The following is a 17,376-nucleotide window of genomic DNA, read 5'->3' as shown; positions in this document are numbered from 1 at the left end:
TAAGCCCCCACCACTGGGGCGCAGGACGGAACGGTAGGTCAGTCATGACAGAAATTTATTTGCTGATAGCGCACGGCACGGATCAGGGCGAAGCTTACGTGCTGGGCTGGTTCGACGACCGGAGCAAAGCCCGGGAAGTGGCCGAACAGAAAGAATGGGAAGCGTACCGCGCCAGCCTGAAGGAGAAACATCCGTGGTCCAGCCACGCACCGCTGGCGCCGGACCAGACGGACTATCGTCGCTACTGGATCAAGACCATCTCGAAATTCGAGCATGTGCCAGTGCCGAGGTCTTTTGCGGTCCATTGATCATCACGGCTGAATATTCGACGAAACGCGCGTGATCGGTGGCGGTCTAGACGATTAAGCCCATCCGATGAGAGCGTTCTTATGTTGAAATTCCTTGGCGGCACCGTAGGCATCATTTTCCTGATTGGCCTGATCGTGGTGATTGCGCTGTTCAAGTTCATTTTTTGAGCGTGGCGGCGGCGGTCTTTGGTTTGGTGTTCCACCTATCTGGAGGGCAGATCGCACTGACATGACAATCACAGGGACGGATAAGGCTGACTGGGAACCGCTTAACCTTGAATGGCATCAAGGCTTCGCGTTCATGGACGGCGTGCTGCTGGGCGACGGGCAAGTGCCTGATGTGTACATCATGCTCAGCCCTGAAGGTGCACGCCCCGGCGAGTTGGCACAATCTGCCAGCGCCGGGCACTATCCGCCCTCGCCCTTGCTGGCCGGTCAGCCGGTTTGGCGGCATCGACGCAGCCCTTGGGTCTTGCGCGACGTCCTGCGCGATTACTACCTGCTTCCAGCCTACCGGGCACGCCACGGCTACCACGCGCTCCAAACCTTGCCGTTTCGGTTCGACAACGGCCTGGAAAGCCTCGGCCACCAGTACTGGCGTGACGCAGCCGGCGCCTATTGGTTCGGCGAGTACGCGATCAGCCAGATTCCCGAGGCCCGACCCGACAGCCTGGCCCTGTTGCCAGAGTCGCCCGCCTCGGTGACTTCAGCGTCTGCCCTGTTCAGCGACGGTGTGCATCTCTTTCTGCAAGGGCAACTTTTCGTCAGCGCCACGGCGCGGGTGCGGTATTGCAATCACCCGTCCTATCGAGTGATCGACGATCAGGTCTACAAGGGCTTCAAGCCCTTGCACCAGAAGAACGGCACGCCGCTGCCGGTGGCAAGCCCGGACGACTTCCAGATGCTCGCCCAACGCTGGGGAACCGACGGACAGTCGATCATCGTGCAAGCGCAGCAAGGTTCAAGCATTTCCTATGAATACTTCTACCGCATCGACAATGCCGACCTGGCAACCTTCACCGTGCTGAATGAACGCTACGCCAAGGACAAGCAACGCGCCTATTACCTGACCGGCAAGAGCATCCGCTACGTTGGCGATTTCCACCTGCTCAAGTGCTGGCAGCCGACGTTCGATGAGTGCGGCCGCGTGGTCAGCGCCAACGAATACGAGGATGATTATTTTGCCGTGGACGACAGTTTCGTCTACGCCGCCGGGACCCGCGTGCGTGACGCCCACGGTCCGAGCTTTCGCCATTTGGGGTTCGACTATTACCGTGATCACCGGCACATCTACAGGCGCCAGAAACGCCTCGATGTCGACGCGCAAAGCTTCGTCGTGACCCAACTCTGTCGCAATGACCAGGATTACTCCCCCGTGCTGGCAGGCGACAAGCACGGCCCGCTGGGCTCAGACGGGATCATCGATACGGCCATGCAAGAGGCCTGGGCACCTTATTTCGCGGCTCATCCGCAGTTGGAGGGCTATTGGTGGCACCGTTTGCGGGCAACAACCGAGGCCGCGCAAACCCACACGCAAACGCAGTCGCTACAGGCCATCGGTCAAGGTTTCGAACTAGGCGACCAAGTGTATTTCCATGGCCGCGTGATCAACGGGCTGGACGCAGCGAGTTTCAAATTGCTCGACACGCACCTGTGCGGCGATGCCCAGGGCTTGTATTTGATCCCGTTTCATAACGCCGAAACGCAAGTGCCCGAACGGTTTTCCCAAGAACCCGCGGAGCATTTCCGCGCGCTCGGTGGGCCCTACCTGACCGACGGCAAAACCGTGTTCTGCCACCGGGTTTTCTACCATCCTCCCGAACCGATTCGTAAGGCCCATGTGGCCACCTTCGAGTCCTGCGGCCATGGCTGGGCCCAGGATCAAAATGCGGTCTATTACTACGGCGAGGCGAAAAAACGCCTACATCCCTCGGATACCCGCATTCTCGGCACCTATGCCGTCAGCCCTACCCTGATCCTCTCGGAAGGCAAGCCGCTGGATGTACCGTTCGACCCCGATGAAGTCCGCGTGCCCCACCCCGATTTCCTGCAACTGGGAACGCGCAAGTTGTTCTGTCACCGACGGCCCGTCAGCGCCAAGCGTATCGACCTGGCCACCCTGGAATTCCTGAGTGAGCGCTATGCTCGGGACAGGAACCGAATGTACTACTACGACGGTTATGCAACCCTGACCGAGGTCGATGAAGCACAGTATCGGGAGTCTCTCGGCCAGCCGGTGGCAAGCGTCTAGAACTGCGTCACCACCGTCACCCCTGCCGTGTCGAACCGGTCCATGTTCATAAGCGCATCAATGGATTGTTCGAGGCTGATGGTCTTGCCCACCAGTTTTTCAGGCGCCAGCTTGCCGGACGTGATCATGTCCATCATCGCGCCGTAACGGTGAGCCTGCATGCCATGGCTGCCACAGATTTCCAGCTCATAGGCAATGACTTTGCTCATCGGGATCGCCGGCGTGCTGTGATCGGCCAGCATCAAACCGACCTGGACATGCCGGCCACGCCGTCTCAGATTGTTGATGGAGTTGAAGCAGGTCGTTGGATGACCGAGCGCATCCAACGAAACATGAGCGCCGCCCTTCGTCATCTCAAGCACCGCCTCGGTCACATCCGCCACACGGCTGGCATTGACCGTCGCAACGGCACCAAGCGACTGGGCAAGCTTGAGCTTATCGTCGGAGATATCAATCGCGATAACGTTCGCCCCGACAGCGTGGGCGATCATCACCGCTGACAGCCCCACACCACCACAACCATGAACCGCCACCCACTGGCCCGCCGTGACCTTGCCTTGATCGACCACCGCACGGAACGACGTGACGAACCGACAACCCAGGCTCGCCGCCGTGGCGAAGTCCATGTTGTCCGGTAGCGCAACCAGGTTCAAATCCGCCTGGTGAATCCCCACATACTCGGCGAAAGAGCCCCAATGGGTGAACCCCGGCTGAAACTGGCTGTGGCACACCTGCTGGTTGCCGCTATTGCATTCCGGGCACGCGCCACAGCCACCAACAAAAGGCACGGTAATGCGATCGCCCACCTTCCATCGGGTGACGTCCTTGCCCACCTCCGCCACGATCCCGGCCAACTCGTGACCGGGCACATGGGGCAGCTGAATGTCAGGGTCATGGCCTTTCCAGCCATGCCAGTCGCTTCGGCATACGCCCGTGCCGAGGACCTGGACAACCACACCGTGACGCTCGGGGGTTGGATCTTCGACGGTCATCACATGTGGAGGTTGGGAAAAGGCTTCGTAAACGACGGCTTTCATGCAGGATCCCTCTACTTTGGAAAAGCGCTATGCCTGAACCCTGGCTCGCGGACTGGCCTGGGCACACACAAACGTCAACAGTAGCCACAAACGCCCCTGCACGTAAGAGCCTCTGTCGCTTAGAGGTTGCAGCTGTATTGATATTCGAAAGGGAAGAATACGGTATCGACCACCAAGGAGAACGGTGCGTCGATCAGCAGGAAAGGGATCAGCTTTCCTTTGGACGTGCCCACCAGCCACCAATCAAAGCGCAGGCCGATGTAGGGGCATCGGTGCTTGTCGTAGTCCATTCGCATCGCGGTGGCCATGCAGCCGCTTAGGCTGGTGATCAGCACCAGTAGAACCGCTTTCCGTAGCACGTAGTGTCCTTATTATGCTTTTGCCCGGCTGCGCAGGCAGGCTTAGTCGAATCTTCAGCACCGGATGCGAAGGAACATGGCCACAAATTTTTCGCAGGCACAAAAAAGCCGATCTATATGATCGGCTTAACTGTCTGATTTTACTCAGTAAATATGGTCGGGACGGAGTGATTCGAACACTCGACCCCTAGCACCCCATGCTAGTGCGCTACCGGACTGCGCTACGCCCCGACTAGGCGTGAATCTTGTTCCGCTTCTCAGCGGAACGCTCAGGAATATAACGCAAGCTTTTGAAAACTGGAAGTATTTAAAAGCAGAAATTATTTCTTGAGCACCACCAGCACATCTTCAAGCTCGGCGATCATCTGGCGGATCATCTGTTTGTACTGGGTTGTATCGTCCTTGGCCTCATCACCGGAGAGGCGCAGGCGTGCGCCGCCGATGGTGAACCCCTGGTCGTACAGCAGCGCGCGGATCTGCCGGATCATCAGCACGTCTTGTCGCTGATAATACCGGCGGTTTCCGCGGCGCTTGACCGGGTTGAGTTGAGGAAACTCCTGCTCCCAGTAGCGCAGCACGTGTGGTTTTACCGCACACAGCTCGCTGACTTCACCAATGGTGAAGTAGCGTTTGCCCGGGATGACGGGTAGTTCGTCGTTATGACTTGGTTCCAGCATAAGCCTCAACTCGGGCCTTCAACTTCTGCCCTGGACGAAAGGTGACCACACGGCGAGCCGTGATCGGGATTTCTTCTCCCGTTTTCGGATTGCGGCCAGGCCGCTGGCGTTTGTCCCGAAGGTCGAAATTGCCGAAACCGGACAACTTGACCTGTTCGTTGTCTTCCAGAGCGTGCCTGATTTCTTCGAAAAACAGTTCGACCAATTCTTTGGCCTCCCGTTTATTCAGGCCCAGCTCCTCATACAGACGTTCCGCCATCTCAGCTTTCGTCAGAGCCCCCATACGTCACTTCCTTAACGTGGCGTTCAACCTGGTTTCGAGCGAGGTGAGGATATTTTGCGTTGCGGTATTCACCTCATCGTCATTAAGAGTGCGCGATGGATGCTGCCAGGTCAAGCCGACTGCAAGGCTTTTTCTATGCGGATCAATACCTTTACCCTGATACACGTCAAATAGCCTGAGGTCCGTTAGCCATTCGCCTGCATTTTCACGAATTACCTCCAGTACAGCACTGGAAGCGACCTCACGGTCGGCCAGCAGCGCAAGGTCACGGCGTACTTCAGGAAAGCGCGATAACTCCTGGAATTTCGGCATTTTCCCCTGTGCCACTTCGGCCAGGACCAGCTCGAAAACGAAGACAGGACGATCAAGGCCCAAGGTTTTCGACAGTTCCGGGTGAATGGCACCGACATAGCCGACTTCACGCCCGTCTCGCTCGATCCGCGCAGTCTGCCCCGGATGCAGCGCCGGGTGCTTGCCCGGTACGAAAGTGAATGCGTCGAGCGCGCCGGCGAAGCCCAGCACCGCTTCCACGTCAGCCTTGACGTCGAAGAAGTCGACGACATCGCGACCTTGCGCCCAGCCTTCCGGCAAGCGACTGCCACAGACGACACCGGCCAACATCGGCTCTTGCTTCAAGCCTTCCAACTGACCGACAAAACGCAGGCCGCTTTCGAACAGGCGCACGCGATCCTGCTGGCGGTTCAGGTTGTGCTGGAGCGACTTGACCAGGCCCGGCCACAGGGACGAACGCATGGCGGCCATGTCGTTGGAGATCGGGTTGGCCAGCAACAGCGGCTCGACGCCCGGGCTGAACAGCTCGAACTGGCGTGGATCGATGAAGCTGTAGGTGATCGCTTCCTGATACCCACGGGCCACCAGCAGGCGGCGCAGTTCCGGCAGGTCGCTGCGGGCTTCAGCCTTGGCTTGTGGCGCCAGGCGGGCTTGCGGGTAGCGAACCGGCAGGCGGTTGTAGCCGTACAGGCGGGCCAATTCTTCGATCAGGTCGACTTCCAGGCTGATATCGAAGCGATGGCTTGGCACTTCGACGCGCCACTGCCCTGCCCCATCGGCGCTGATGTTCAGGCCCAGGGCGCTGAGCAGGCGTTCGACTTCGGCCGAATCCATTTCCATGCCCAGCATCTGGGTGATGCGCTGGGCACGCAGGGTGATCGGTGCAATCTTGGGCAGGTGCTGTTCGCTGACAGTCTCGATGACCGGCCCGGCTTCGCCACCGGTGATATCCAGCAGCAGGCCGGTGGCGCGCTCCATGGCTTCACGGGCCAGCTGCCAGTCCACGCCTCGCTCGTAGCGGTGCGAGGCGTCGGTGTGCAGGCCATAGGAACGAGCCTTGCCAGCGACGGCGATCTGGTCGAAGAACGCGCTTTCCAGGAATACATCGCGGGTGGTGGCGGATACGCCACTGTGCTCGCCACCCATCACGCCGGCAATCGCCAGGGCGCGGGCGTGGTCGGCAATCACCAGGGTGTCGCTGCGCAGGGTCACTTCCTGGCCGTCGAGCAGCACCAGCTTCTCGCCTTCTTCGGCCATGCGTACGCGGATGCCACCGTTGATTTCGGCGAGATCGAACGCATGCAGCGGCTGACCCAGCTCCAGCATGACATAGTTGGTGATGTCGACGGCGGCGTCGATGCTGCGCACGTCGGCGCGACGCAGGCGCTCGACCATCCACAGCGGCGTCGGCTTGGACAGGTCGACGTTACGGATGACGCGGCCCAGGTACCGCGGACATGCCGCCGGCGCCAGGACTTCAATCGAACGCACTTCGTCATGCACGGCCGGCACGGTCGCAACCGTCGGACGCGTCACAGGAGCGGCATACAACGCGCCGACTTCACGGGCCAGACCCGCGAGGGACAGGCAGTCGCCACGGTTCGGCGTCAGGTCGACCTCGATGCTCGCGTCGTCCAGGCCCAGGTATTCACGAATGTCCTGACCCACCGGCGCATCCGCCGGAAGCTCCATCAGGCCATCGTTGCCTTCGCCAATCTGCAGTTCGGCCTGGGAGCACAACATGCCGTTGGACTCGACGCCGCGCAGCTTGGCTTTCTTGATCTTGAAGTCGCCCGGCAGTTCGGCGCCGATCATGGCGAACGGGATCTTCAGGCCCGGGCGCACGTTGGGCGCGCCACAGACGACCTGGAAGGTTTCCGCGCCATTGCTGACCTGGCAAACCCGCAGCTTGTCGGCGTCAGGGTGCTGCTCGGTGCCCAGCACCTCGCCCACCACCACACCGCTGAATGCACCGGCGGCCGGCGTCACGCTATCGACCTCGAGGCCGGCCATCGACAGGCGAGCAACCAGCTCGTCCTGGCTTACCTGCGGGCTTACCCAGCCGCGCAGCCATTGTTCACTGAATTTCATCCTGCTCTCCTAAAGGTTCGTTACGACTAGCGAAATTGCGCGAGGAACCGCAAGTCGTTGTCGAAGAACAGACGCAAGTCGTTCACGCCGTAACGCAGCATGGCCAGGCGTTCCACGCCCATGCCGAAGGCAAAGCCCGAGAATTCTTCCGGATCGATTCCGGACATGCGCAGCACGTTCGGGTGAACCATGCCGCAGCCCATGACTTCCAGCCAGCCCGTCTGCTTACAGACGCGGCAGCCTTTGCCGCTGCACATCACGCATTCCATGTCGACTTCCGCCGAGGGCTCGGTGAACGGGAAGTACGAAGGGCGGAAACGCACGGCCAGCTCTTTTTCGAAGAACACCCGCAGGAACTCTTCGATAGTGCCTTTGAGGTCGGCGAAATTGATGTCGCGATCAACCAGCAAGCCTTCGACCTGATGGAACATCGGCGAGTGGGTGATATCGGAGTCGCTGCGATACACACGGCCTGGGCAGACGATGCGGATCGGCGGCCGCTGCGATTCCATGGTGCGGACCTGTACCGGCGAGGTATGGGTGCGCAACAGCATGTTCGCGTTGAAATAGAAGGTGTCGTGCATCGACCGGGCCGGGTGATGGCCTGGGATGTTGAGCGCCTCGAAGTTGTGATAGTCGTCTTCGACCTCGGGGCCTTCGGCAATGCCGTAGCCGATGTGGGTGAAGAACTGCTCGATGCGTTCCAGGGTCCGGGTGACCGGATGCAGGCCACCAGAAGTCTGGCCACGGCCAGGCAGGGTCACGTCGATGGACTCGGCGGCGAGCTTGGCAGCCAGGTCCGCCTCCTCGAACAACGCCTTGCGCGCATTGAGGACCTCTGTGACACGCTCCTTGGCAACGTTGATCAGCGCACCGACCTGCGGACGCTCTTCGGCTGGCAGGTTCCCCAGGGTCTTCATCACCTGAGTCAACTCGCCCTTCTTGCCAAGGTAGTGAACCCGGATTTGCTCCAGGGCATTGATATCTTCAGCGCTTTGCACAGCCTCTAGTGCTTGAGCGACCAGCGCGTCCAGGTTTTCCATGTACAGACTCCAGATACAAAATAGGGGAAGAGCTTTAAGGCTCTTCCCCTATTTATGACGTTTGACACCCGGGCCCACAGAGGTGGACCCCGGTGACTGCCGGGGGTACTTAAGCCAAGGTGGCTTTAGCTTTCTCGACAATCGCAGCAAACGCCGCTTTTTCGTTCACTGCCAGATCAGCCAGAACCTTACGGTCGATCTCGATGGACGCTTTTTTCAGGCCAGCGATGAAACGGCTGTAGGACAGACCGTTAACACGAGCACCAGCGTTGATACGAGCGATCCACAGAGCGCGGAACTGACGTTTTTTCTGACGACGGTCACGGTAGGCGTATTGGCCTGCCTTGATTACCGCTTGCTTGGCAACACGGAATACGCGGGAACGCGCGCCGTAGTAGCCTTTAGCAAGTTTCAGAATTTTTTTGTGACGTTTACGGGCAATGACGCCACGCTTTACACGAGCCATGAGTTACTTCCTCTATTCTTGATCCAAAAATTAACGAAGGCGCAGCATGCGCTCGACTTTTGCCACGTCAGACGGATGCAGCAAGCTGCTACCGCGCAGTTGACGCTTACGCTTGGTCGACATTTTGGTCAGGATGTGGCTCTTGAAAGCGTGCTTGTGCTTGATACCGTTAGCAGTTTTCAGAAACCGCTTAGCAGCACCACTTTTGGTCTTCATCTTTGGCATGTTCGGATACTCCGCATTCAGTTGATAAACATAATCGCAAGGCCTGCCGTGCCCTGGTGATTACTTCTTCTTTTTCGGGGCGATGACCATGATCAGCTGGCGTCCTTCCATCTTAGGATGCTGTTCGACCGAACCGTACTCGAGCAGGTCTTGTTCAACCCGCTTGAGGAGTTCCATCCCCAGCTCCTGGTGGGCCATCTCACGGCCGCGGAATCGCAAGGATACCTTGGCCCTGTCCCCATCACTCAGGAAACGTACCAGGTTGCGCAGTTTTACCTGGTAATCCCCTTCCTCCGTCCCTGGACGAAACTTGATTTCTTTTACCTGAATCTGCTTCTGGTTTTTCTTCGCCGCGGCAATCTGCTTCTTCTTTTCGAAGATCGACTTGCCGTAGTCCATCACCCGGCAAACCGGTGGGACTGCGTCCGCGGAGATTTCTACCAGATCAAGCTTGGCTTCTTCAGCAATACGAAGCGCTTCATCAATCGAGACGATGCCAATCTGCTCGCCGTCAGCGCCAATTAACCGAACCTCGCGTGCCGAGATATTCTCGTTGATCGGGGCTTTCGGTGCAGCTCGTTTATCTTGTCTCATTTCACGCTTAATAATAATTACTCCAAATCTGGGCGACCACGCCGGGAAACCGCTTGCGCGAGGAACTCAGCGAATTCGGCGACGGGCATCGAGCCCAGGTCAGCACCTTCACGAGTACGCACAGCGACAGTCTGCATCTCGACCTCCCGATCTCCAATAACCAAGAGAAAGGGAACCTTGAGCAAAGTATGCTCGCGGATTTTAAAGCCGATCTTTTCATTTCTCAAGTCGGACTTGGCACGAAATCCGCTTTGGTTGAGAGTTTTTTCGACTTCAGCGGCAAAATCTGCCTGTTTATCAGTGATATTCATGATCACTGCCTGGGTCGGCGCCAGCCACGCAGGGAACGCGCCCTCGTAGTGTTCGATCAGAATCCCGACGAAACGCTCGAACGAACCGAGGATCGCGCGGTGAAGCATGACCGGGTGCTTGCGGCTGTTGTCTTCGGACACATATTCAGCGCCCAGACGGATCGGCAGGTTGAAATCGAGCTGCAAGGTACCACACTGCCACACGCGACCGAGGCAATCTTTCAGCGAAAATTCGATCTTCGGACCGTAGAAGGCGCCCTCGCCTGGCTGAAGGTCGTACGCAAGCCCCGCGCTATCAAGGGCGGCGGCCAGGGCCGCTTCGGCGCGATCCCACAGCTCATCGGAGCCGACGCGTTTTTCCGGACGAGTGGACAGCTTCATCTCGACCTCGGTGAACCCGAAGTCGCGATAGACGTCCATGGTCAGCTTGATGAACGCGGCGGATTCGGCCTGCATCTGCTCTTCGGTGCAGAAGATGTGCGCATCGTCCTGGGTGAACGCACGCACGCGCATGATGCCGTGCAGCGCACCCGACGGCTCGTTGCGGTGGCAGGCACCGAACTCGGCCAGGCGCATTGGCAGTTCGCGGTAGCTCTTCAAGCCCTGGTTGAACACCTGCACGTGGCACGGGCAGTTCATCGGCTTGATGGCGTAGTCGCGGTTTTCCGACTGGGTGGTGAACATGTTGTCGGCGTAGTTGGCCCAGTGCCCGGATTTCTCCCACAGGCTGCGGTCGACCACTTGCGGCGTCTTGATCTCCAAGTAGCCGTTCTCACGCTGAACCTGGCGCATGTACTGCTCGAGCACCTGGTACAGGGTCCAGCCGTTCGGGTGCCAGAACACCATGCCCGGGGACTCTTCCTGGGTATGGAACAGGCCCAGGCGCTTGCCGATCTTGCGGTGATCGCGCTTTTCGGCTTCTTCGATGCGCTGGATATAGGCCGACAGTTGCTTCTTGTCCGCCCAGGCGGTGCCGTAGACGCGCTGCAACTGCTCGTTCTTCGCGTCGCCACGCCAGTAGGCGCCGGACAGCTTGGTCAGCTTGAAGGATTTCAGGAAGCGCGTGTTCGGCACGTGCGGGCCGCGGCACATGTCGACGTATTCTTCGTGGTAGTACAGGCCCATGGCCTGCTCGTCCGGCATGTCTTCCACCAGACGCAGCTTGTAGTCCTCGCCACGGGCCTTGAAGACTTCGATGACTTCGGCGCGCGGGGTGACTTTCTTGATGACGTCGTAATCTTTCTCGATCAGCTGCTGCATGCGCTGTTCGATGGCCGCCATGTCGTCCGGGGTGAAAGGACGTTCGAAGGCGATGTCGTAATAGAAGCCTTCATCGATGACCGGCCCGATGACCATCTTCGCGCTCGGGTACAGCTGCTTGACCGCATGGCCGACCAGGTGCGCGCAAGAGTGGCGAATGATCTCCAGCCCCTCTTCATCCTTGGGCGTGATGATTTGCAGCGTGGCGTCGCTGTCGATGACGTCACTGGCGTCGACCAGTTTGCCATTGACCTTGCCGGCCAGGGTGGCCTTGGCCAGGCCAGCACCGATGGATGCGGCGACCTCGGCTACGGAAACCGGGTGATCGAACGAACGTTGACTGCCGTCGGGAAGAGTAATAGTTGGCATGGCGCCTCCTCTCCTAGTGGTGACCCCTACCAAAGGTCACGTGGGTTGGGATGAGCCAGTACAAGATCCAGTCCAGGCCATTCAATGACGAACGCCTGCCTTACAGCGGCAGGAGCCTTGCGGCCAACCGGGAAACCGAACCAGAGTGACTGGGATTCAAATCAGGGTTATTCGGGTTATTTGCCACCGGGACGAACGATCATCCGCAGCCTGGAAATAGCCGAGCCCGGCATGCTAGCACAGATGAACGGTCATCGCCGCGTGGGAATTGAAGCAGACGTAAATCCAGGGTTTTTATGCCAGAGTGCTGAACTGAAGCGAGCGCAACGCCTCAGATAACAAGACATCGACCCGAAAGGAGCATCTTCGCATGCGTCTGAATACATTGTTCGCAGTAGTCGCCCCCCTCGCCCTGCTGCTTCCACTGACCGCCCATGCCGACTGGCCCAAGGGCGAGCGCGAAAAATACATGGCCCAATGCACGGAGGCGGCAACACCCCAGATCGGCGCGGCCGCGGCCAAGTCCCATTGTGCCTGTGGCGCCGATGCGATCAAGTCCTACCCTGCCTCGGACATCCAGGCCTTGATGGACAACAAGGCCACCCCGGAGCTGCAGCAAAAGGCATTGGGGCAGATCGCCAAATGCAAGGCCAACCCGCCCGCGAAAAAATGAATAATCGGAGCCTTGCGAGGCGCCCGACAGGGATAAAAAGGCTCGAATAAAGGCTTTTTTCTTTGATTTATGCAGGTTTTTCAGCTTTTTTTATCGTCTTTACTTTCGGCTGAAAGCCTTTAAAACCGGGCCTTTCAGCGGGTAAAGGCGATAAAGTAAACACGACTGATTGGCAAACAACGCCTGCGGGGGGCTCCCAAATCGAACATTTCGACTATGATACCCGGGTGTGCCCAGTTGGCCTGAGCAGCACAGTACACTGAAAATATATGTTTCTTGGAGATACACCATGTCTAATCGCCAAACCGGCACCGTTAAATGGTTCAACGATGAAAAAGGCTTCGGCTTCATCACTCCTCAAGGTGGCGGTGACGACCTGTTCGTACACTTCAAAGCTATCGAAAGCGACGGTTTCAAAAGCCTGAAAGAAGGCCAGACCGTTTCCTTCGTGGCTGAGAAAGGCCAAAAGGGTATGCAAGCTGCACAGGTTCGCGCTGAGTAATTTCTCCGCGTACTAAAAAAACCCCGTCCATGTGACGGGGTTTTTTATGGGCGATTGAAAAGCGTCGATCAGCCGCAGTTCACTCGATTGATCACCAGGTTGGCATCGGTGTTGAGGTTCAGGCGATCGGAGCGATATTCAAGCGTCACCATGTCGTTGGGCTTGAGGATCCGCGCATTCTGCGCGCCGGCACGGGTACGGGCCTGCTCCAGCAGCTCTGGCGAAGCTTTCTTTCCAATGGCGAACTCGGCGGCCTTTGCTTCGCAGCGGCTGTGACCGGTCTCGGCCGCCACAGGTTCAGGGGTCGATTCAGAGGTGTTGCTGCAACCGCTCAAGATCATGGCGGCCAGCAAAGTACTCAATGACGCGAGCTTCCAAGGCATGAAGCCTCCTTTTTTCGATGAATAAACAGTGAGCGTGCGACAACCTAAACGGCGCTTGGTTGCAACACCGCAGCCATCAGACTGGGAAAGCTGGCAGTTTGCCTGAGCCCGCTCCCGCTGTTCAGGCTTGAATCGTGACTGGATATGAACGCGACTCAATAAACGTCGATGTAATCGAAGGGCGGATTGGGCCAGTTGTCCTTCAGCGCGTTGTAGATCTGCATGACCCAAACCTCGTCACTGGCAGCGACACGCCCGACGTAGCCCGAACCCTTCGCCCAGGTCTCGAGGCGAAACCGTAAACCGTCGATGTCGGTGCCGCCGACCACGCCCGAGGACAAATAGGCGATGCCGCCTTTGGTCACGCGCAGCTGGGTATGCTCGTCATCACTGGCCGAGGCCAGCAACTGACGAACCGCCTCGACGGTCAGGCCATCAGGAGCGTTCAAATCGATCTGCACGGTGGGGCTCCTTAAAAATAAAAGACCAAGTGTCGCACAGCCCTCCCCCAATGCCTAAGTCGCAGTGCCAAATCCTCGGCAAAAATGGTTAACTCAGCCTACAGACCTCCAACTCGCGAGCCCGACCATGAGCACCGTCAGCATCGAAGCCACCATCAATGCCAAATGGTCGCAGGGCCACAGCTCCTATAGCCCGGGCAGCCCGGAGGAACTGGCGCTCATCGGTATAGAATTGTTGGTGAAGGAGCTGGGAACGGAGGTCGCACGCGATTTCATCCAGCAAGCCTTCGAACGCTACCCGAGCATCGTCGACGCCGTGGATTGAGGCTCATGCACCCGCAGCTCCGGCCTGCGGGCACATGTCAGGCAAGTTACTTCAGGCGCGCCAGGCGCTCGGTCAGCAGATCGAAGAAGCCCTGGGCATCACCGTTTTCCACCCAGAACGCGTTCTTCGGTGCCTTCAAGCCGTCGTACCAGTCAACGATGGTCTGCCCGAACGTTGGCCCCTCGCGGCTGTCCACGACGACATTGACCGAACGGCCGGTGAACAATTGCGGCTTGAGCAGGTAGGCAATCACCGTCGCGTCATGCACCGGCCCGCCCGTCATGCCGTAGTGCTCCATGTCGCCCTTGACGTATTCGTTGAGAATATCGCCCACCAGCTTGCTGGCGTTATTGTTCAACGCCGCGATCTGCTTCAGGCGCGCTTCGCTGGTGAGGATCTTGTGGGTCACGTCCAACGGCAGGTAGGTCAGCTTCACGCCGCTCTTGGCCACCACCTCGGCCGCCTGCGGGTCGGCGAACAGATTGAACTCGGCCACCGGCGTGATATTACCGCCGTTGAAGTGCGCGCCGCCCATGATCACCACTTCCTTGATGCCCTGGACGATATCGGGCTCCTGGACCAAGGCCAGCGCCAGGTTGGTCTGCGGACCCAGCATCGCAATGGTGATGCTGTGGGGCTTGGCGGCCTTTAGCGTGTCGATCAGGTAGTTGACGGCATTGCCCTCGGCCAACCCCTTCTTCGGCTCATGTACCGTGACACCCGACAGGCCTTCCTTGCCATGGATGTTTTCCGCGTAGATGGGCGTGCGCATCAACGGTTTCGGCGCACCGGCATAGACCGGCACGTCTTCGCGCCCCGCCCATTCACGGGCCAGGCGAGCGTTGCGCGAGGTCTTGTCCAGGCGCACATTGCCGGCGACGGTGGTCAGCGCACGGATATGCAGTTCCTCGGGCGATGCCAGGGCGAACAGCAGCGCCACCACGTCGTCAGCGCCTGGATCGGTGTCGATGATCAAGTCAATTTTTTCCGCCGCCTGGGCGCTCGTTGCGGTGATCAGTGACAAAAGCAGCAGACTCCGGATCAGTTGATGCATTTTCTGAGCATAGCGGTGCATGGCGCACTCCTTGTGCAGGGTTGAACGGGATTAGAACGTCACTCCAGCGACCAGCACGATATTGCAGTATGGCGAGCACTCGCCGGTGCGAATGATCGCCCGCGCCTGTCGGCTGATGACCTTGAATTGCTCATGACTGACCAGCGTCCGCTCACCCAGCGCACCCTCTGCATTCAGCGCTTGCAGGGTCGTCAGGGCCGACGGTTGCTTGTCGAGGATTTCCTCGGCCAACACATGGCTTTCCACCTGCATTTCGCTGAGCACCACCTTCAAGGTGCTGACAAAGTCAGGAATGCCATGGGTCAGGGCCAGGTCGATCAATTCGACCTGGGGCGGCACAGGCAGACCGGCATCGCCGATGACCACCTTGTCTCCGTGGCCGAGGGAGGCGATCAGTCGGGACAGTGCCACATTCAACAACGGCGTCTTTTTCATGATTTGAAAGCCTGTACGTCCAGCAATGTGGGAATTGAAGGTTGCGCGCCGGATCGGGTGACCGACAGCGCGGCGGCGGCCTGACCGAAACGAATCGCTTCGACTTCGTTCTTGCCGCCGGCCAGGGCTGCCGCGAAGCCGCCGACAAAGGTGTCTCCGGCCGCCGTGGTGTCCACCGCCTTGACCCGCGGGGCCGGGAAATGTTCGAAGCTGGCACCGTTGGCGAACATCAAGCCCTGGGCCCCCAGGGTCACGATCACCTTGCCGGCACCGGCGGCGATCAGATGCGCTGCGGCGGCTTCGGCGGTTTCCAACGATTCCACCGCCAGCCCGCTCAGCACCGCGGCTTCGCTTTCATTGGGAATCAGATAATCGACACAGGCATACCAGTCGGCCGGCAACGCATGGGAAGCCGGTGCGGGGTTGAGAATGACGATTTTGCCCAACTCACGGCCGCGCTTGAGGGCATGGCCGACGGTGGCGTCCGGCACTTCCAACTGGCAGATGATGACATCGGCGCTTTGCAGCACTGCATCGACACTGTCCAAGACCTCGGCGGTGAGTGCTCCGTTGGCGCCGGCGACGATGACGATGGCATTCTGGCTGTTGTCATCGACGACAATCAGCGCCACGCCACTTGAATCCTCCACCACGCGCACCGCCTGGCAGTCGATGCCCTCGACCAGCAGCGCGCCGCGCAATTGCTCGCCGTAGGCATCGCTGCCCACGCAACCCACCATCGACACTTGCGCCCCCAGGCGCGCGGCGGCGACCGCCTGGTTGGCGCCCTTGCCGCCCGGGATGGTGGCGAACGAATGACCAATCAGCGTTTCACCGCCACGGGGCAGGCGCGGCGCCCGGGTCACCAGGTCCATGTTCAGGCTGCCTATTACCACTACTTTTGCTGGCATACATCACTACTCATCAATTCGGTTCAGCGGTATTGGGCGAATGTACCGGACAGCGGTGCAGTCGACTCTCGCAGGACAATACTCGGCGTCACGATCCGCTGATCGGTGGCAAGGCTCGGCGTCGCGATACGCAGCAGCAGCACTTCGGCCGCCATCTCGCCAAGCTGCAGGATCGACTGCCCCACCGTGGTCAACGCCGGATAGACATAACGGCTCATCTGGATGTCGTCGAAACCGATGACCGACAGTTCGCTGGGCACGCGCACGTTGCGTTCGGCGGCGGCACGCAGCACACCGATGCCGATCATGTCGTTGGCCGCAAAGATCGCGCTGGGCGGCTGCCGCTCAAGCAGTTGCGCAGCGGCGCGGTAGCCGCCGGTACTGGTGAAGTCGCTTTCGAGCATGCGCTCGACGGGCAACTCGATCCCCGCCTCTTTCAGCGCTCGGCAGTAACCGGCCAAGCGCATTTGCGCCACGCTGGTATTGGCCGGGCCGCCAATGAAGGCAATATCGCGGTGCCCCAGCTCCAACAGATGCCGGGTCGCCAGGTAGGCGCCGTATTCATGATCGATGCGCACCAGGTCCGCATCGACACCCTCGAGCCCGCGGTCGACGATCACCATGGGCGTGCGCACGTTGGCCAGCCCCTCGGCCAGGCCGACATCACCGCCGGTGGACGCGAAGATCAGCCCATCGATACGTTTTTCCAGCAATACCCGCAGGTAGCTGCGTTGCTTGTCCGGGTTGTCGTCGGAGTTGCACAGGATCACGCAATAGCCGTTGCGCTCACAGTAATCCTCGATGCCCCGGGCCAGTTCGGCAAAGTAAGGGTTGAGGCTGTTGGGCACCAGCAGGCCGATGGTCGCCGTGGTCTTGGCCTTGAGCGACCGGGCCACGGCGCTGGGCACGTAGTCCAGGCGCTCGATGGCCGCCTCGACCTTGAGCCGCACCTCCTCGCTGACCGGTCGCGTCTTGTTCACCACGTGGGACACGGTGGTGTAGGAAATACCCGCGAGCGCCGCTACATCCTTGATCGTCGCCATGGT

21 protein-coding genes and 1 tRNA gene are annotated in these 17,376 nt (G+C 59.4%); 5 read left to right on the top strand and 17 right to left on the bottom strand.

The genetic code is table 11. From position 1 onward, the window contains the following. Window positions 1-44: 44 nt before the first annotated feature. A complete protein-coding gene (locus HU767_RS21295) occupies window positions 45-308 on the top strand; it encodes a hypothetical protein (RefSeq protein WP_186706645.1) in 264 nt (87 codons plus the stop codon). 229 nt (window positions 309-537) lie between these two features. Next, on the top strand, window positions 538-2,559 hold the full coding sequence (locus HU767_RS21290; protein WP_186730395.1) for a DKNYY domain-containing protein: 2,022 nt from the start codon (window positions 538-540) through the stop codon (window positions 2,557-2,559). On the opposite strand, the gene HU767_RS21285 is transcribed toward HU767_RS21290, so the two are convergent. From HU767_RS21285 to thrS, 11 genes are all read right to left on the bottom strand, one after another. Further along, window positions 2,556-3,596 carry a zinc-dependent alcohol dehydrogenase family protein gene (locus tag HU767_RS21285; protein ID WP_186730394.1) on the bottom strand — a complete coding sequence of 347 codons (1,041 nt, stop codon included), beginning with the start codon at window positions 3,594-3,596 and terminating at the stop codon, window positions 2,556-2,558. The two genes, HU767_RS21290 and HU767_RS21285, sit on opposite strands and share 4 nt — an antisense overlap. Window positions 3,597-3,715: 119 nt before the next feature. Further along, window positions 3,716-3,955, bottom strand: a complete 240-nt coding sequence (locus HU767_RS21280; RefSeq protein ID WP_186706641.1) for a YceK/YidQ family lipoprotein — start codon at window positions 3,953-3,955, stop codon at window positions 3,716-3,718. Between the two features lie 154 nt (window positions 3,956-4,109). Beyond that, a tRNA-Pro gene (locus tag HU767_RS21275) sits at window positions 4,110-4,186 on the bottom strand. Window positions 4,187-4,275: 89 nt separating this feature from the next. After that, entirely contained in the window at window positions 4,276-4,632 is a 357-nt protein-coding gene (locus HU767_RS21270; protein ID WP_003179985.1) for a MerR family transcriptional regulator, read from the bottom strand. Beyond that, window positions 4,613-4,915 carry an integration host factor subunit alpha gene (gene ihfA, locus HU767_RS21265; protein WP_002553164.1) on the bottom strand — a complete coding sequence of 101 codons (303 nt, stop codon included), beginning with the start codon at window positions 4,913-4,915 and terminating at the stop codon, window positions 4,613-4,615. The genes HU767_RS21270 and ihfA overlap by 20 nt, the downstream gene beginning before the upstream one ends. A 3-nt stretch (window positions 4,916-4,918) precedes the next feature. Further along, complete coding sequence (gene pheT / locus HU767_RS21260) at window positions 4,919-7,297, bottom strand: phenylalanine--tRNA ligase subunit beta (RefSeq protein ID WP_186730393.1); 2,379 nt, start codon at window positions 7,295-7,297, stop codon at window positions 4,919-4,921. A 26-nt stretch (window positions 7,298-7,323) separates the two neighbouring features. After that, a complete protein-coding gene (gene pheS, locus HU767_RS21255) occupies window positions 7,324-8,340 on the bottom strand; it encodes a phenylalanine--tRNA ligase subunit alpha (RefSeq protein ID WP_186706639.1) in 1,017 nt (338 codons plus the stop codon). 109 nt (window positions 8,341-8,449) lie between these two features. Further along, a complete protein-coding gene (gene rplT, locus HU767_RS21250) occupies window positions 8,450-8,806 on the bottom strand; it encodes a 50S ribosomal protein L20 (RefSeq protein WP_002553161.1) in 357 nt (118 codons plus the stop codon). Window positions 8,807-8,836: 30 nt separating this feature from the next. Next, window positions 8,837-9,031: a 50S ribosomal protein L35 gene (rpmI, locus tag HU767_RS21245; RefSeq protein WP_002553160.1), complete on the bottom strand. Its 195-nt coding sequence runs from the start codon at window positions 9,029-9,031 to the stop codon at window positions 8,837-8,839. Between the two features lie 60 nt (window positions 9,032-9,091). Further along, complete coding sequence (infC, locus tag HU767_RS21240; protein WP_169432615.1) at window positions 9,092-9,643, bottom strand: translation initiation factor IF-3; 552 nt, start codon at window positions 9,641-9,643, stop codon at window positions 9,092-9,094. After that, a complete protein-coding gene (gene thrS / locus HU767_RS21235; protein WP_186730392.1) occupies window positions 9,643-11,565 on the bottom strand; it encodes a threonine--tRNA ligase in 1,923 nt (640 codons plus the stop codon). The genes infC and thrS overlap by 1 nt, the downstream gene beginning before the upstream one ends. Window positions 11,566-11,935: 370 nt before the next feature. Here thrS and HU767_RS21230 point away from each other — a divergent pair, with 370 nt between their 5' ends. Together HU767_RS21230 and HU767_RS21225 are read left to right on the top strand one after the other, a co-directional pair. After that, window positions 11,936-12,238, top strand: coding sequence for a hypothetical protein (locus HU767_RS21230; protein ID WP_186706638.1), 303 nt, complete (start codon window positions 11,936-11,938; stop codon window positions 12,236-12,238). 289 nt (window positions 12,239-12,527) lie between these two features. After that, window positions 12,528-12,740, top strand: a complete 213-nt coding sequence (locus HU767_RS21225; RefSeq protein ID WP_007905882.1) for a cold-shock protein — start codon at window positions 12,528-12,530, stop codon at window positions 12,738-12,740. Window positions 12,741-12,808: 68 nt separating this feature from the next. Here HU767_RS21225 and HU767_RS21220 read toward each other — a convergent pair whose 3' ends face one another. Next, window positions 12,809-13,123, bottom strand: coding sequence for an I78 family peptidase inhibitor (locus HU767_RS21220; RefSeq protein ID WP_186730391.1), 315 nt, complete (start codon window positions 13,121-13,123; stop codon window positions 12,809-12,811). A 155-nt stretch (window positions 13,124-13,278) separates the two neighbouring features. Next, the gene (locus HU767_RS21215) at window positions 13,279-13,584 is read right to left on the bottom strand and encodes a hypothetical protein (RefSeq protein ID WP_186706636.1); all 306 of its coding nucleotides are present in this window, start codon (window positions 13,582-13,584) and stop codon (window positions 13,279-13,281) included. Between the two features lie 127 nt (window positions 13,585-13,711). Here HU767_RS21215 and HU767_RS21210 point away from each other — a divergent pair, with 127 nt between their 5' ends. Continuing rightward, window positions 13,712-13,909 carry a hypothetical protein gene (locus HU767_RS21210; protein ID WP_186706635.1) on the top strand — a complete coding sequence of 66 codons (198 nt, stop codon included), beginning with the start codon at window positions 13,712-13,714 and terminating at the stop codon, window positions 13,907-13,909. Between the two features lie 46 nt (window positions 13,910-13,955). Here HU767_RS21210 and HU767_RS21205 read toward each other — a convergent pair whose 3' ends face one another. The 4 genes from HU767_RS21205 to HU767_RS21190 are packed head-to-tail and all read right to left on the bottom strand — an operon-like array spanning window position 13,956 to window position 17,373. Continuing rightward, on the bottom strand, window positions 13,956-14,984 hold the full coding sequence (locus tag HU767_RS21205) for a nucleoside hydrolase (protein WP_003203636.1): 1,029 nt from the start codon (window positions 14,982-14,984) through the stop codon (window positions 13,956-13,958). 30 nt (window positions 14,985-15,014) lie between these two features. Further along, window positions 15,015-15,419 carry a D-ribose pyranase gene (gene rbsD / locus HU767_RS21200; protein ID WP_186730390.1) on the bottom strand — a complete coding sequence of 135 codons (405 nt, stop codon included), beginning with the start codon at window positions 15,417-15,419 and terminating at the stop codon, window positions 15,015-15,017. Beyond that, the gene (gene rbsK / locus HU767_RS21195; RefSeq protein WP_186730389.1) at window positions 15,416-16,330 is read right to left on the bottom strand and encodes a ribokinase; all 915 of its coding nucleotides are present in this window, start codon (window positions 16,328-16,330) and stop codon (window positions 15,416-15,418) included. The genes rbsD and rbsK overlap by 4 nt, the downstream gene beginning before the upstream one ends. Window positions 16,331-16,353: 23 nt before the next feature. Further along, window positions 16,354-17,373, bottom strand: coding sequence for a LacI family DNA-binding transcriptional regulator (locus HU767_RS21190; RefSeq protein WP_186706632.1), 1,020 nt, complete (start codon window positions 17,371-17,373; stop codon window positions 16,354-16,356). Between the last annotated feature and the right edge of the window lie 3 nt (window positions 17,374-17,376).

It is taken from the genome of Pseudomonas sp. SWRI179, assembly GCF_014268705.1.
In the GTDB taxonomy this organism is placed as follows: domain Bacteria; phylum Pseudomonadota; class Gammaproteobacteria; order Pseudomonadales; family Pseudomonadaceae; genus Aquipseudomonas; species Aquipseudomonas zanjanensis.
Note: the sequence above shows the minus strand (reverse complement) of the source record. Positions and strands in the feature narration are given on the sequence as shown.

Bases quoted from the DNA above. Each gene is read 5' to 3' on its own strand.
- HU767_RS21295 (WP_186706645.1), top strand. From the start codon at position 45: ATGACAGAAATTTATTTGCTGATAGCGCACGGCACGGATCAGGGCGAA.
- HU767_RS21190 (WP_186706632.1), bottom strand. From the start codon at position 17,373: ATGGCGACGATCAAGGATGTAGCGGCGCTCGCGGGTATTTCCTACACC.
- HU767_RS21225 (WP_007905882.1), top strand. From the start codon at position 12,528: ATGTCTAATCGCCAAACCGGCACCGTTAAATGGTTCAACGATGAAAAA.
- ihfA (WP_002553164.1), bottom strand. From the start codon at position 4,915: ATGGGGGCTCTGACGAAAGCTGAGATGGCGGAACGTCTGTATGAGGAG.
- pheT (WP_186730393.1), bottom strand. From the start codon at position 7,297: ATGAAATTCAGTGAACAATGGCTGCGCGGCTGGGTAAGCCCGCAGGTA.
- rpmI (WP_002553160.1), bottom strand. From the start codon at position 9,031: ATGCCAAAGATGAAGACCAAAAGTGGTGCTGCTAAGCGGTTTCTGAAA.
- HU767_RS21285 (WP_186730394.1), bottom strand. From the start codon at position 3,596: ATGAAAGCCGTCGTTTACGAAGCCTTTTCCCAACCTCCACATGTGATG.
- thrS (WP_186730392.1), bottom strand. From the start codon at position 11,565: ATGCCAACTATTACTCTTCCCGACGGCAGTCAACGTTCGTTCGATCAC.
- HU767_RS21205 (WP_003203636.1), bottom strand. From the start codon at position 14,984: ATGCACCGCTATGCTCAGAAAATGCATCAACTGATCCGGAGTCTGCTG.
- rbsD (WP_186730390.1), bottom strand. From the start codon at position 15,419: ATGAAAAAGACGCCGTTGTTGAATGTGGCACTGTCCCGACTGATCGCC.
- HU767_RS21290 (WP_186730395.1), top strand. From the start codon at position 538: ATGACAATCACAGGGACGGATAAGGCTGACTGGGAACCGCTTAACCTT.
- HU767_RS21230 (WP_186706638.1), top strand. From the start codon at position 11,936: ATGCGTCTGAATACATTGTTCGCAGTAGTCGCCCCCCTCGCCCTGCTG.
- HU767_RS21210 (WP_186706635.1), top strand. From the start codon at position 13,712: ATGAGCACCGTCAGCATCGAAGCCACCATCAATGCCAAATGGTCGCAG.
- HU767_RS21220 (WP_186730391.1), bottom strand. From the start codon at position 13,123: ATGCCTTGGAAGCTCGCGTCATTGAGTACTTTGCTGGCCGCCATGATC.
- HU767_RS21270 (WP_003179985.1), bottom strand. From the start codon at position 4,632: ATGCTGGAACCAAGTCATAACGACGAACTACCCGTCATCCCGGGCAAA.
- pheS (WP_186706639.1), bottom strand. From the start codon at position 8,340: ATGGAAAACCTGGACGCGCTGGTCGCTCAAGCACTAGAGGCTGTGCAA.
- rplT (WP_002553161.1), bottom strand. From the start codon at position 8,806: ATGGCTCGTGTAAAGCGTGGCGTCATTGCCCGTAAACGTCACAAAAAA.
- rbsK (WP_186730389.1), bottom strand. From the start codon at position 16,330: ATGCCAGCAAAAGTAGTGGTAATAGGCAGCCTGAACATGGACCTGGTG.